The organism is Candidatus Hydrogenedentota bacterium, assembly GCA_013359265.1.
Taxonomy (GTDB): Bacteria; Hydrogenedentota; Hydrogenedentia; order Hydrogenedentales; family SLHB01; genus JABWCD01.
This window is the reverse complement of the sequence record JABWCD010000003.1, coordinates 301077-314269: the sequence shown is the minus strand read 5'-3', so window position 1 is coordinate 314269 and position 13193 is coordinate 301077. Positions and strand designations below refer to the sequence as shown.

General features: G+C 57.6%; 13 protein-coding genes. 5 read left to right on the top strand and 8 right to left on the bottom strand.

Annotation, left to right across the window (positions count from 1 at the left end; all coding sequences use genetic code 11):
* Positions 1 to 168: 168 nt before the first annotated feature.
* A complete protein-coding gene (locus HUU46_03610; protein NUM52710.1) occupies positions 169 to 3072 on the bottom strand; it encodes a VWA domain-containing protein in 2904 nt (967 codons plus the stop codon).
* Positions 3073 to 3086: 14 nt separating this feature from the next.
* Positions 3087 to 3611: a sigma-70 family RNA polymerase sigma factor gene (locus HUU46_03605; protein NUM52709.1), complete on the bottom strand. Its 525-nt coding sequence runs from the start codon at positions 3609 to 3611 to the stop codon at positions 3087 to 3089.
* Positions 3612 to 4081: 470 nt separating this feature from the next.
* Between HUU46_03605 and HUU46_03600 the strand changes: the two genes are divergently transcribed.
* Both HUU46_03600 and HUU46_03595 read left to right on the top strand, forming a co-directional pair.
* Entirely contained in the window at positions 4082 to 4273 is a 192-nt protein-coding gene (locus HUU46_03600; GenBank protein ID NUM52708.1) for a hypothetical protein, read from the top strand.
* Positions 4264 to 4494 (top strand): hypothetical protein, encoded by a 231-nt coding sequence (locus HUU46_03595; protein ID NUM52707.1) that lies wholly within the window; start codon positions 4264 to 4266, stop codon positions 4492 to 4494. The genes HUU46_03600 and HUU46_03595 overlap by 10 nt, the downstream gene beginning before the upstream one ends.
* A 72-nt stretch (positions 4495 to 4566) precedes the next feature.
* Here HUU46_03595 and HUU46_03590 read toward each other — a convergent pair whose 3' ends face one another.
* Positions 4567 to 5883: a hypothetical protein gene (locus HUU46_03590; GenBank protein ID NUM52706.1), complete on the bottom strand. Its 1317-nt coding sequence runs from the start codon at positions 5881 to 5883 to the stop codon at positions 4567 to 4569.
* A gap of 195 nt (positions 5884 to 6078) precedes the next feature.
* Here HUU46_03590 and HUU46_03585 point away from each other — a divergent pair, with 195 nt between their 5' ends.
* Positions 6079 to 6960 carry a ThuA domain-containing protein gene (locus tag HUU46_03585; GenBank protein NUM52705.1) on the top strand — a complete coding sequence of 294 codons (882 nt, stop codon included), beginning with the start codon at positions 6079 to 6081 and terminating at the stop codon, positions 6958 to 6960.
* A gap of 121 nt (positions 6961 to 7081) precedes the next feature.
* Here HUU46_03585 and HUU46_03580 read toward each other — a convergent pair whose 3' ends face one another.
* The 5 genes from HUU46_03580 to HUU46_03560 all read right to left on the bottom strand — a co-directional run bounded on the left by HUU46_03580 (position 7082) and on the right by HUU46_03560 (position 9957).
* Entirely contained in the window at positions 7082 to 7339 is a 258-nt protein-coding gene (locus tag HUU46_03580) for a hypothetical protein (protein ID NUM52704.1), read from the bottom strand.
* Between the two features lie 62 nt (positions 7340 to 7401).
* A complete protein-coding gene (locus HUU46_03575; protein ID NUM52703.1) occupies positions 7402 to 7575 on the bottom strand; it encodes a hypothetical protein in 174 nt (57 codons plus the stop codon).
* Positions 7576 to 7601: 26 nt separating this feature from the next.
* Complete coding sequence (locus HUU46_03570) at positions 7602 to 7847, bottom strand: type II toxin-antitoxin system HicB family antitoxin (protein NUM52702.1); 246 nt, start codon at positions 7845 to 7847, stop codon at positions 7602 to 7604.
* 200 nt (positions 7848 to 8047) lie between these two features.
* Positions 8048 to 8536 carry a hypothetical protein gene (locus HUU46_03565; GenBank protein NUM52701.1) on the bottom strand — a complete coding sequence of 163 codons (489 nt, stop codon included), beginning with the start codon at positions 8534 to 8536 and terminating at the stop codon, positions 8048 to 8050.
* Positions 8533 to 9957, bottom strand: a complete 1425-nt coding sequence (locus HUU46_03560) for a hypothetical protein (protein NUM52700.1) — start codon at positions 9955 to 9957, stop codon at positions 8533 to 8535. Before HUU46_03560 ends, HUU46_03565 begins: the two co-directional genes overlap by 4 nt.
* 332 nt (positions 9958 to 10289) lie before the next feature.
* Between HUU46_03560 and HUU46_03555 the strand changes: the two genes are divergently transcribed.
* Together HUU46_03555 and HUU46_03550 are read left to right on the top strand one after the other, a co-directional pair.
* The gene (locus HUU46_03555; GenBank protein NUM52699.1) at positions 10290 to 12689 is read left to right on the top strand and encodes a 3-hydroxyacyl-CoA dehydrogenase/enoyl-CoA hydratase family protein; all 2400 of its coding nucleotides are present in this window, start codon (positions 10290 to 10292) and stop codon (positions 12687 to 12689) included.
* Positions 12690 to 12794: 105 nt separating this feature from the next.
* Positions 12795 to 13151, top strand: a complete 357-nt coding sequence (locus HUU46_03550) for a GxxExxY protein (GenBank protein ID NUM52698.1) — start codon at positions 12795 to 12797, stop codon at positions 13149 to 13151.
* Positions 13152 to 13193 lie beyond the last annotated feature (42 nt).

Genomic DNA, 13193 nt, shown 5'->3' with positions numbered 1-13193 from the left:
CTTCGGACGGCGCTACCGCTTTGGCTTCCCGCGGAGCCGGAGTCCTTGGCGATAGCCGCCGGCAAGCTACCCGACGCAGCGCCGTGAGAGCCAAAGCGGCAGCGCCGAAGACTCTGCTGCCGCACTCCAAAATGGCACCAATGCTTTCTTATTGCGTTTGGCGGAACGCTACCGCACCTTGAGTTCGAATGACTTGTCGTGCGCGCTGGAATATATCGTAACTGACCTGTTCGCTGGGTCTATCGACATCAGCTTAAAGTTCTCGAATACTTCACCTTCTTTGTATCGCTTCGATTTTCCCGTAAGCTTCGTCGTTATTTCCGCACGATATGCGCCGTCGGACCACTTAATGATGTTATCCAAAGTCACATCAGTCGATAGACTGTAGTTGTCGCTTCCAACAGATCCGTAGATACTAAATGGGTTTTCGCGCACCAACGATCGATAGCTCGGCGTAGACTTGGAAAGCTGCGACAACTGTCGCGATATTAGGGGCTTCGCGGCGACGACGAGCGAAACGAATTCCGTGCGGTCCGCCGTGCCAGAGGCCGACGCTTCGGCGATCTGTTGCACCATGTCAAGTGTTGCGCTTCCTGCATACTGCGAGTTGCGGAGGAGCATGGCGAAGGCCGCAGCGGCGGACGCGAACTGGAAATCGCCCGGCGTGTTCTCGAACTGTAAACCGGTGTCCGTGAGCGGCAGATCGATGCGTTTGCTTTCGTTGGCGTTGGGTTCTTTGTAGCGCAACTTCACGGTCATTGTTTCGGGATTGTCGTTCGTGGGCGGCACGGGCGTGGGCTGATATTTCAGATCGTCTACGCCCGGCGCGCCAATGGACACGCCTACGGGAACGAGTTCGTACAGCGCGGTGACGGTATGCCCCGCGCCGAGGTCGCCGGCGTCCTTTCGGTCGTCGTTGAAATCCTGCGCGGCGAGCGCGCGATTCTCGTAGCCAAGCAACCGGTACGCACCGATCTTCGCGGGATTGAACTCGACCTGAATCTTCGCATCTTTCGCGGCGACGGAAATGGTGCCCGCCATGCGATCGACGAGCACCTTGTTCGCCTCCGCGAACGAATCGATGTAGTAGTAGTTGCCATTGCCCTTGTTGGCGAGCCCTTCGAGACGGTCGTCCTTGAGATTGTCGATTCCGAACCCCAACACGGTGAGGAACACACCGCTCTTGGCGTGTTCTTCGATGCGGCGGATCAATTCCGCGTTCTCCGTTTCGCCGACATTGAAATCGCCGTCCGTCGCGAGGATGACGCGGTTCAAGCCTTCCACGTTGAACTGTTCCTTCGCGGCGGCGTAGGCGAGTTCGATACCGCCCGCGCCATTAGTCGATCCTTCCGCACACAGCGAATCGATCGTCGCGCAGATGCTCTCCGCGCTGCTGCACGGCGTGGGACTCATCACGCGCTGCGCCATGTCGCGGTAGGTGACAATTGCGATTTGGTCGGAGGGACGCAGCTTCCGCGTGAGCGCCTTCATCGACTCGCGCAACAGCGGCAGCTTGTTGTTGTCCTGCATCGATCCGGACACGTCGATGAGAAAGGTCAAGCGCAGCGGCGGCTGCGACTCGAACGGAATTTCCCTCGCTTTTACCGCAATGCGCGCGAGCCGGTGCTCGGGATTCCACGGGCACCCCGCGATTTCGCCGCGCACCGCAACCGAGTGCCCATCCGTCGGCGTTGGATACTCGTACTGGAACGCGTTCACAAATTCTTCAACGCGCACCGCATTCGGCGGCGGCAACTGCCCGTCGTTCAAGAACCGCCGCACGTTCGCGTACGAGGCGGTATCGACATCGAGCCCAAACGTCGACAACGGTAGCTGAGAAACCTGGATGAACTGGTTCTCGACGATTGGCGCGTAGCTCTCGCTTTGCCTATTGGCGTCCTGCCGCGCCAAGAACGAAAGAGTTTCAGGCGGGTTCACATAGAGCTCCACTCTTTCATTTATCCCATCTCCGTCCAGATCCGTCACGGCATAGCCGGTAATCTTACGGTGGAGATTTCGTGACTCCGCTTCGTTTCTATCGCCGAAATAGCCAAGCGATTCAAGCTTGCTCATCTCCTCGAGCCCCAGCGCTCGCGCGCCGGAACTGTCGTAGGCCCAGCCGCTTTCCGTCTTGTTGGCGTTGGCACCCAGACTCCCCGCCGCGACACCGGCGTTCGTCGTCCCGCCGTACCCACCACCGCCCAGGCTGTCGACCGCTTCGCTTACAGCACCAACGCTTGGTTTCCCGAAGAGGTTTGCTTCGTTTCCCGGGGCAGGAGCAGCGCCGCCTGGCCGTCCGTTCGCGGTAACGCTCGGATCGAATTGTCCGTTCGCGTCTGTTTTTGCGTCTGGGGTAAGATTCGAGTAGTAGCTCCCCCGAATCCGACTAGACCCTCCTACCTGGACATTCTGAAGGTTCCCTTTGGCAATTCGCGGCTGTGCCTGTGGCTCCTCTAGTTGTCCTACTCGTGTTTCCAGACTTTCTGTTTCCACGGACAGGCCATCGCGCCCTCCACTGGCGCTGCTGCCGCTTGCACTTAATTGAAACTCATCTAAACTCCCCAGCGCATCATTGGGAGTCGCCGCCGGAGCATCGGCAGGTCCGCTCGCCGGTGATCTGAGCAGTCCCAGAGATGAAGGTTCGGAAGCTCGCGGAGCGGGAGAGGCAGCCGGAAAGCGCGCCGGCTTTGCGCCCGCGACGCGCAGGTCCTGGCCGACTTTGGCACGTTCGATAACGCCCGGCACCGTGAGCGCAGTGACAATCGTCAGTGACGCGGCAACAGCAAGCGTGGCGTACACGAGTCTTCGGCGCACGCGCGCGCGCCGCGGTCGTGCCACCGCCGCGCGCAACTCGACGTCTGCCCGCTGCTCCGGCACCAAACAGTCGTCCACCGCGCTCGCATTCTTCAATGTGTGTTCCAGCGTGCGAGACGCGTTCGCCAATTCATCCATCGCCGCGCGTAATGCAGCGTCGTTTTCCAATGCCGCATCCATCGCCGCGCGCTCGTTCGGGTCGTCCATCTCATCGAGCACATACGCGGTGAGGCGCGGGTCGTTGTTGTCGAAACTCATGTTCGTGTCCTCGTTCACGGCGCGGCGCTGTGCGCACGCAGCCGTTCGGCAATGCGCGTAAGTAGCGCGTGCATTCGGTAGTTGATCGTGGCGACGGGCGTGCCGGTGATTTGGCTGATCTCGCGGTAGGTCAGCCCGTCGTGAAACTTCAGCAAAATCGTTTCGCGTTCGTTCGCGGGCAGGCGGTTGATTTCGTCGTACACCAACGAACGCGATTCGTCGGCCTCAAGCGCGGCGCCGGGCGGCGGCATGGGACTCTCGATGTGCCGCTCGACGGCCGGGTCGAGCGGTACGCTGCGGCGGGCCTTGCGCCGCATATCGAGGGCGCGGTTCCGGCAGACGGTGAACAGCCAGCCGGCTAGTTTGCCGTTCAGCGCCGCCGGGTCCGCCAGGCAGAGTTTCAGGAACGTGTCCTGCACGGCGTCCCGCGCGGACTCGAGGTCCCCGGCGTAACGCAGGGCGTAACGCACGAGCGGCCGCTCGTAGCGGTCCAACGTTTCCCGCACCCACGCCGCCTGGTCTGGATTCTGCCTGTCCATTCGCCGGCCCTTACCGCGTTCTGTTGGTATAACGTGTGGCGCGGCGATTTGTACAACCGGGGCAACGCGTAGCAACACTTCTTACTTCATAGCCCACGGCGTTGCATTCGCGAGTGCGAAACGCGGAACTACGGATCTCGCGGATCACGCGGATGGGGATCGCGGGAATGCGAATTCAATTGGCCGCGGAAGATCAGAAGGAGTCCAAAAAAGGGACTTGGCGCCGCATGCGAAGCGACCCCCGTTTGATTGACAACTTTACGAATACTTGTTGGTCGATTCGGGGAACGAGGGTGATTTATATGACAGATGGCGGGGTGAGGTAAGTAAATCGGAGAATCTTGTGGGCGAGGCATGCCCGCCCCGCGAAAATCGTTGAGCAAACGATGCACGCGATCAAGTACGCTCAAGTAGCTCATGTACTCGCGGATGTATTGCGGACGAGGGAATTGCATGCGGAGGTGTCAGCAATGGTTCGAATGATCGGGGCCGTTGCGGCAGGTTTGGTAGTCCCCTTCGTACTCGCCGCGTGGTTTCTGGTGGGACGGACGCCGGAACCCGTTCCACCCGCGGCCTTACCCGCGCTGGCGCGGGAATCGACAAATCCCGATTCAGACCTGTCTGCCACACCGGAGCCAGCGGTGGACGCCGAGTGGACATAACCGCGCGCCTTATTGATAGCGGCCGGCTGACACCAAACAATCCTCTGAGCGAACTCAGCGAGAGCTATCTCCGCAGCATTACTCCGCTGGTGGCGGGGCAGTACGACGCGCCCGTCACCGGCGATACGCTGGCTGGGCGCAATGTACTTTTCGTCGATGGGCACGTCGAGTATGTGCGAAACAACGAATGGGCCGCGCGCATCGCCCCGTTTGAAATGTGAGCAACCGTTGCGGTGGGCAACGTACGGACGAACCGCGACGTTCACCCAACGAGGGATTGAAATGGACGATACTTACTCGTCCCCCCCGACGATTCCCTCGTACCGCAGCAGCCAGTAGCCGATTAGGTAGTCGTGGCCATTGTATTCCTGGCCGGGGTTGGGGTTGCGCTCGCCGGCCTCGTAGGGATTTTGGACCCACGTGGACCAGGTGTTGGCGCGTCGGTCGATGGGGACGACTTCGCCGGGGCCCGGTTCGGGGCTTTGTACGGAGGGGTCGTCGGTGAACCCGAATTGGTCTTCGTAGTCCTCGATGGTTGCCGCGGACCACTTGATGCCGAAGGGGAACCAGTTGAGCGTGTTCACTGCGTCCATATTGCCGCTCGTGTCGTCGAGGAAGACGTCTGCCGTTGCCGCGTAGAGGGGACACTGCTTTTCGCTCAGGCCGGCGAATCCGTCCGCGCCGTCCCACGAGCGTTGAAGGCTTGCGATGTATTTCGCGCGAAGCGCGGGATCGGTCTCGAGCTTAAGTAGCGGGTAGTAGGCAAGGAACTGCAGCACGTCGTCGGAGTGGTTCACGTCCTCAATCGGATCGCCCATGACGCGGGCGGTGATCGCGATATCCGCGTAGCCTTTCTTGATCGCGTACTTTTTGTAGAGTTTGCGGTATTTCTTCTTGCCGGTGACGTGTTCGGCGATCTTGAGGTGCTGCAAGAGCAGCAGCGCGTTCATGTTCTCGTAGTTCATCACGTATTCAGGTTCGTAGTGGCCCCAGGTGGTCGGTTCGCCGTCGATATCGATGATGCTCAGATCGCACGCGACGAGGTAATCGATTAGGTTCTCTACGTTCTTCCGAATCTTCCGCTTCTGGTCGTTGTCCGCGACGTGGTCGTACGCGAGGGCGAAGCCGAAAAACACGCCATCCATCTGATCGCTGCTGACGTTGCCGCGCCAGACGTATTGGTTGTCCGGCGACAGGCTCCATTCGCCATCGTCCTGAATTGCCGCGGGCAGCTTTACCGCCGCTCGCGCGAGCAGGCCCTCGATGCCGGTGACGTTGCAGAGCAGGTCGAGTGCTTTGAGCGCGTCTCCCGCCTGTTTGCGGGTGTCGGCGTCCTGCGTAACCGCGTATTTCAGCGACAGCGCGCCGAGGTAGATGCCGGTCATGTACGCGTTGTCCGGCATGTTGTACGTGACGAAGGGCGTCTGGTCGGTGGGCACGTTCAGCTTGCACATGGCCTGGCCCTTGATGACGAAACGGTCGAGCATGTCGGCGAGGTAAATGCGTTCCTTGAAGGCAAGGGGGCCTTCCTGCCCTTTCGCCGGATCGGCCCAAGCGGGACCGCAACCAATGACGACGGCAAATGAGATCAATACAAGTGTGCGTTTCATGGCGATGACGCTCCCATTACGGCCGATACCGATCCGAAGCAAAATGTGGTTCCTGACATGCGCCGGGCCGGCGGCCAACGCGTCCGCACCCCACATTGACGTGTGCGCCGCCGCATCCCTAAGATAGCACGGCCTGCTTGGGCCAGGCTATCGCACCATTTCGTAGGACAGCGCACCTGACGCGAGGGACACACCATGATACTGCGACTGCTGACTTCACTCGGACTTGCCACCACGCTCGTTGTTGCGGCCGGCGCCGCGGAAGGCAAGACCAAAATCCTGTTCATCGCCGGCAACCCGAGCCACGCCCCCGGTGACCACGAACACCGCGCGGGCTGCATGTTGCTGGCGAAGAAGCTGATGGAAGCCATGCCAAGCGTGGACGCGCAGGTGACCTGGTACGGCTGGCCGAAGGATGCGAAGATTTTCGATGGCGCGTCGTCGGTGGTGATGTATTGCGACGGCGGGGACGGGCATTACGTGAACCCGCATCTGGACTTCGTGCAAGGCCTCGTGGACAAGGGCGTGGGCGTGGTGTGCATTCACTACGCCGTCGAAGTGCCGGCGGACCCGAGCGGCAAGAAGTTTGTCGAGTGGATCGGTGGATACTTCGAGAAGGACTGGTCCGTGAACCCGCATTGGACGGCCACCTTCGACAAATTCCCGGACCACCCGATCTGCACGGGCGTCGCGCCGTTCACGATCAACGACGAGTGGTACTACCACATGCGCTTCCCCGAGGGCATGAAGAACGTCACGCCCATCCTCACCGCGTTGCCCGGCCCCGACACGCTTACGCGGCCCGACGGCCCGCACAGCGGCAACCCACACGTGCGCAAGGCCATCGAGAACAAGGAACCTCAGCACGTGGCCTGGGCCATCGAGCGACCCAATGGCGGCCGCGGCTTCGGCTTCACCGGAGCCCACTTCCACCGCAACTGGAAAGACGACAACTTCCGCAAGATTGTACTTAACGCGATCGTCTGGACGGCGAAGTTGGATGTGCCGGCGGAGGGCGTCGTGACAACGACGCCGACGGATGAGGAGATGAAGGCGAATTTGGATGAGAAGAACTAGTAGGCGATTGTCTGTGACAGGACAAGAAATTCACGATACAATTTAGTCAACTTACCAGCCAGTGCTCGCCAAAGGCTTCGGCCGAGGGGACTGCTGGCGTTTCATTTTCGCGGGGAAAAACCTATGACGACACCGAACCCGCCGCGTGCGCCATGGACTGCTCATCGAACTGGTAAACAGGGGTCTCGACGGTATGGTGCGGCGGCATACCGCTCAGAATGGCTTCTTGAAGTCGTTCCACTGTTTCGGGCGCGAAATATTCCTCGCCCGTCTCCACGTCTACGCGCGCAGGCACATTCTCGACGATGTAAAAACAGCCCCGATGGTGCAAAGTATAGGTTACGGACCGCTTGACCAGCCTTTCTTGAGGATAATTCATCAGACTCCTGTACCTCACAAATAACGGCCTGTGTACATCGTTGAGTTGATATAACTCGAATCCTATTTGGGATCGGTATCCTGCAACTGCGCCGACGATTTTCGTGGGCGCAGTTTGATGTTTTTCTTGCGCCAGTACTCGACCTGCTCGTCCCGTGATTTGCCCTTCAGGGCGTCATAGATGCGCTTTGAGCCTTCGCGTTTCATTTCTACGCAATCAAGTCTCTTCGTTTTCATCTATAATCACCTCATTATGAGCGTTATTAATGGAGTGCCATCGCGGGTTGGTTCTGAATCAAAATCGTTGGATTTGAATTTTGATCGGGCACTTGCTGTCCCTGCTCGCGCATAATTTGTACGTGTTCGGCCATTCCCGCCCGGGCGCGAAATACACAATCTTCTATGGAGTGGCCTATGCCCGCGAAGCCTTCAAGATCGGGCGAATAGAAACCAAAGAAATCGTCCTCATCCGTGGCTTCAATTACGAGTGAATACGGCAACTTGATCATGTCATTTCCTCGATATGCCTGCTGGTCTAAGGATAGCATGGTCGGAATTTCTTTTGAATCGTGACCGTCACGGGTGTGCGTACCGCGGCACGAGGCCCTTATATGCGATTATTGGGCTGCGATGCTTGGCTTCCGGTGATGTGATTCGCCGCTAGGGCTTCAGCGCCGCCGACATTGGACGAGAAAAGAAGTAGTGGAACTCAGTTGGGTCGCACAATGCGAACTTGTTTGCGCTGGACTAATTCCACTGACGGATAACAAATATCAAAACTGCAGACCTGACACTTGACGTGCACGGCAAGATCGCGAACTTCGCGGTCGATTTGTCCGTCTAGCCTGAATGATTGCCGAAATGAAACCGTCTGAGGCTCATCTTCATCGCGTTCTATAATGACTGCGCTTGTAGCCGTAGCGTTTTCCAATTCAAGGCCGTTAATCCCCGAATTTGCGGTAGTGGAAATTGGTTCGGACGTATCGACACTAATTTTCAGTCCCGGAGCGAGTACAAGTTTGACTGTCACGCTAAAGTCATTTGAAATGTTTATTGGCGATGGGATTATTTCAATTGAGTCGATACGGACTCGCTGATTCGCAGCGTCTGATTTTGGGGTTTCGCCTTGTAGAGCTGCACAACCGGTCAGCAAACTAGTGCAAATCATTCCAGACAGTAGTAAATAGTAGCGAATCATTGCTTAGTCGTGCCGGGCGCAGGCCGTGACGCACGCAATGATCCACGGAGCGTTGCGGTCGGAACATTTCTCTTTGACGCGAGCGAATCGATGTACCACTGGTATCCACCGCAGTCACTAAAGAAAACAAAATCTCGGTTTGTTTCCCACCACGAGGCCCATTGAGCCGCGGTTGCAGATGCATCCAGTGCATTGTGTACATAGTGGGCCAGAAGTTGTCGTGCACGTTGCTCGCCGTCTGCTCCCACTTTAATTGCGTCTATGTTTCGCGGAATGAATTCCATTGAATCAATGGGTACGCCTAGCTCTTGCGCATTATTATCGAGTGCAAGATGGCCGTCTATTTCTGCATAAAGAAATGGCCGGTTCGCTTCGTACCACGCCACTAGGGCCGGTTTGTCCATTGATGCAAGCGCGGGACTAAGTGATTCGTGAAATATTTCCAAGCATTGTTTTGTGTCGAGTTCAGGCATGCGAAGTATCGATGCCACGCGTTGACGCAGTTGCGGGGCTTGATCGTCTTTGAAAATTGAGGAAGCAATCGCTATGGGGCGGTCTTCGGTAAAGCCACTAATATAAACAATCGAGTTTATGAGTAATGCCTTTCCGGCGTCATTGAGCTGCGGCGGAGTCTGATGAAATCCGAAATGCATTAGATTGCCCTGACGCCAAAGGGCACCATGATAGGGCGTTTTACTGTTAATACCGCCGGACATCACTTCCACATCAGGCGCCTGTTCAAACTGATAGGGCGCGGTACACCAACCGGCTTCATAAGAATTGACCGAGGGTTGTCCATCCGGGCGTTGAATCGTGACGCCTGGCCCGGGAATACCGCGGCGAACCGGCCTGGCCCCAGCTGTATTTTCCTGAGCAAGTTTGAGTACAGCAATGGTGCCGTCTGGCTTAAGTAAATCCCCCAAATCTTTCTCCTGTCCCTTCCAATCTTCGTATAGAGGTATCGTTTCCATCTTTGACATGTCGATCGGAAGCGGTGTCTTAAAGACGTCGTGGTCGCGCATATGAAACGCAAACGGATATAAACATGTGCAACCGTAGCCGCCAAGTGTATCCGCGGCGACCGCATGTTGAAGACTTGCACTACCCAAGAGCACTACCGGTACGGATATTTCGCCATGTTTACCTAGCGGCGAGTATTCGGGAGGAAATTCTTCTTCCCCTTGTGGCCAGTCCAGGAGAACGACATCCGCGCGCTTGGCATCGGACAACTTGAATGCATGCCGACCGATCGACTCTACGCTTAAAAATTGTTGCGACAGAAAATCCAAGTACTCGGGCGTACGCTTTGAATCGAGGTTACTTACGAGGATTAATTTAAGCGGAAATCTTGTCGCTGGTTCCTGCGCCACCGCCGAGACGAATATGGATACAAAAACCAGAACCCATTTGAATGATCGCATAGCTTATGCTCCTCAGCGCAATTTTGTCTCATAGATGGCCAATTAGGGAAGAGCCGATCAGAGATTGTTGTAATTCCAGAAGGCAAGGGTGTCCAGTGCCGTTCAATCGGTGGTTTGGAAGGGCGAGACGCAGTCCCTACAGACCTCCCATCATGATCCGATGGTACTGGATCACTCGAATGGCAGATTTGCTTTAGTGGTCGAGTTTGACTATACCTATCGGTAGGTCTGCGAGACCGGGCGATCGGGTATATTTATGTGTTAGGGATATTTGTGTGCGTTTGGCGTGTTCGCGCGGGGTGCGCGAACGCGTGCAGCGGTTGGAGGTGTATATGAGGGACATACGGCGGGTCGCGGTGTTGGGGTCGGGGGTGATGGGGGGCGCGATTTCGGCGCACCTGGCGAATTGCGGGATTCCGAGCGTGATGCTGGATATCGTGCCGCCGAACCTCGATGAAAAAGACAAGGCGAATCGAAAGAAGCGGAACTCGATTGCGGACGGGAGCAAGGCGAATCTGCTGAAGATCAAGCCGTCGCCGATTTATTCGAAGGGCGTGCTCGAACTCATCGAGACGGGAAACTTCGAGGACGACATGCACCGCGTGGCGGAGGCGGACTGGATCATCGAGGTGGTGAAGGAAGACCTGGCCATCAAGAAGAAGGTCTTCGAGCAGGTGAAGAAGCACCGCAGGCCGGGGACGATCACTACAACGAACACAAGCGGCATTCCGATTGCCTCGATGCTTGACGGGATGGACGACGATTTCAAGAAGCATTTCTTCGGCACTCACTTTTTCAATCCGCCGCGGTACCTGAAGCTGCTCGAGATCATTCCGCATCCGGGCACGGACAAAGCGGTCATCGCGTTCATGGCGGATTTCTTTGAAAACGTACTGGGCAAGGGCGTGGTGTACGCGAAGGACACGCCGAATTTCATTGCGAACCGCATCCTCACGTTTGGCTGCCAGTACATTGTGCACGAGATGACGAAGGACGGGCTTTCCGTTGAGGAAGTCGACGCGGTCACGGGCCCGGCGGTGGGGCACGCGTCGTCGGCGACGTTCCGCACCTTCGATCTCGTGGGACTCGACACCTATCTCAACGTGCTGGGAAACGTCGCGAACAATTGTCCTAATGACGAGCGGCTCGACCTGATGGTGGCGCCGGAGTGGTTGAAGAAGATGGTCGAGAAGGGCCTGCTGGGCGCGAAGTCCGGCAGCGGGTTCTACAAGGCGACGAAGGAGAAGGACGAGAAGGGCAAGCGCATTATTCTTGGCCTCGACCTGAACACGCTCGAATACCGCGCGCCAATCAAGCCGCGTTTTGAGTGCACCGGCGCGGTGCGCAACGCGGAGACGATCGAAGAGAAGATCAAGATTATGAACAACGGCACGGACAAGGGCGCCGTATTTGCCTGGAAGTGTTTTGCGAACACTGCCATCTACGCGGCGAACCGCATTCCCGAGATTGCGGACGACATCGTGAATATCGATAACGCCGTGAGGTGGGGCTTCGCGTGGGAGATCGGCATTTTCGAGTCGTGGGACGTGCTCGGCTTCGACGAGGTCTGCGCGCGCATGGAGAAGGACGGCCTGAAGTTGCCGCCGATCGTCGCGGCGATGAAGTCCGCCGGCGCGAAGTCGTTCTACAAACGTGAGAACGGCAAACAGCTCTATTTCGATCTCGCGTCGAAGTCGTACAAATCGGTGCCGAGGAATCCGAACGAGATTTCGCTCGCGAGCGTGAAAGCCTCCGGTGGCGTGGTGAAGGAAAACGAGAGCGCGAGCCTCATCGATCTCGGCGACGGCATCCTCTGCGCCGAGTTTCATACCAAGATGAACGCGATCGACACGGACCTCGGATTGATATTGCAGGACGGCGTGAACCTGTTGAACGAGGGCACGTTCGAGGGCATGGTTGTTGGGAACCAGGGGCCGCATTTCTGCGCGGGCGCGAACATCTTCGTGGTGCTCGGCGAAGCGATGCAGGAAAACTGGAAAGCGATCGACGAGGCGGTGAACGGGTTCCAGCAGATCAACCAGGCGATGCGGTTCTGCCGCAAGCCGGTCGTGTCCGCGCCGCACCACTACACGCTCGGCGGCGGCACGGAAATCTGCCAACACACGGCGAAGGCGGTCATCGCGGGCGAGACCTACGGCGGGCTGGTGGAGGTCGGCGTTGGGCTGGTGCCCGGCGGCGGCGGGTGCAAGGAAATGCTGCGGCGCGCGCTGGCGTATTTACCCGCGGGAGTCGAGGACACCGATCCGCTGCCGTACCTGCGCCGCGCGTTCGAGAACATTGCGACCGCGAAGGTGAGCACGAGCGGCGGCGAATACGTCGAGTTGGGCTACCTGACCGACGACAACCCGATCGTTGCGAGTTTCGACCAGCAAATCAAGCGCGCGAAGGACGTGTGCCTCGGCCTGAACAAGATGGGTTACCGCCCGCCGAAGCCTGCGTCGCTCGTCGCCTTCGGCGAACCCATGCGCGCGGCCTTCCGCGTGGCGCTCTACGGATTCAAACTCGGCGGCTTTGCGAGCGACCACGATGTACTCATCGCCGAGAAGATCGCGCACATCCTCACCGGCGGCGACCGCGCCCCGGGAACGAAAATCACCGAACAGGATGTTCTCGATCTTGAACGCGAAGCATTCCTGAGCCTGGTCGGCACGGAAAAAACGCAGCAACGGATTCAGGCCATGCTGACAACAGGCAAGCCGCTAAGAAATTGAACCACGGAGACACGGAGAGCACGGAGGCGATACAACACTACGAACTTCTTCAAATGCAGAAAGGAAAGGGAAACGCAGCAACCGCTAGTTGAAGCGTCCGATGAATTGATCGAACGAGTACTCGGCGCAGCCATTGCCGCGCACGCCGAGCTTGGGCCTGGGCTTTTCGAGACAATATATGAACACGCACTGCTCATTGAACTGGAAGAGCGGGGTGTTTCAGCGAAGAACCAGGTACCGATTAACGTCGTTTACAAGGGCAGGGACCTTGGAATCGGCTTTAAGGCGGATATCATTGTGGACGGGCAGTTGCTTCTCGAACTCAAAGCCGTAGAGGAACTTAATGATATTCATATGGCGCAGGTGATTACTTACTTGAAGCTTTTGGGTATCAAACGAGGATTTCTGCTGAATCTTAATGAAAAGCTGTTAAAGGACGGCGTGAAGCGAATCTCAATTTGAAGCGATCGGCGATTTCGGTGGCAGGTTTTACTCCGTGTTTTC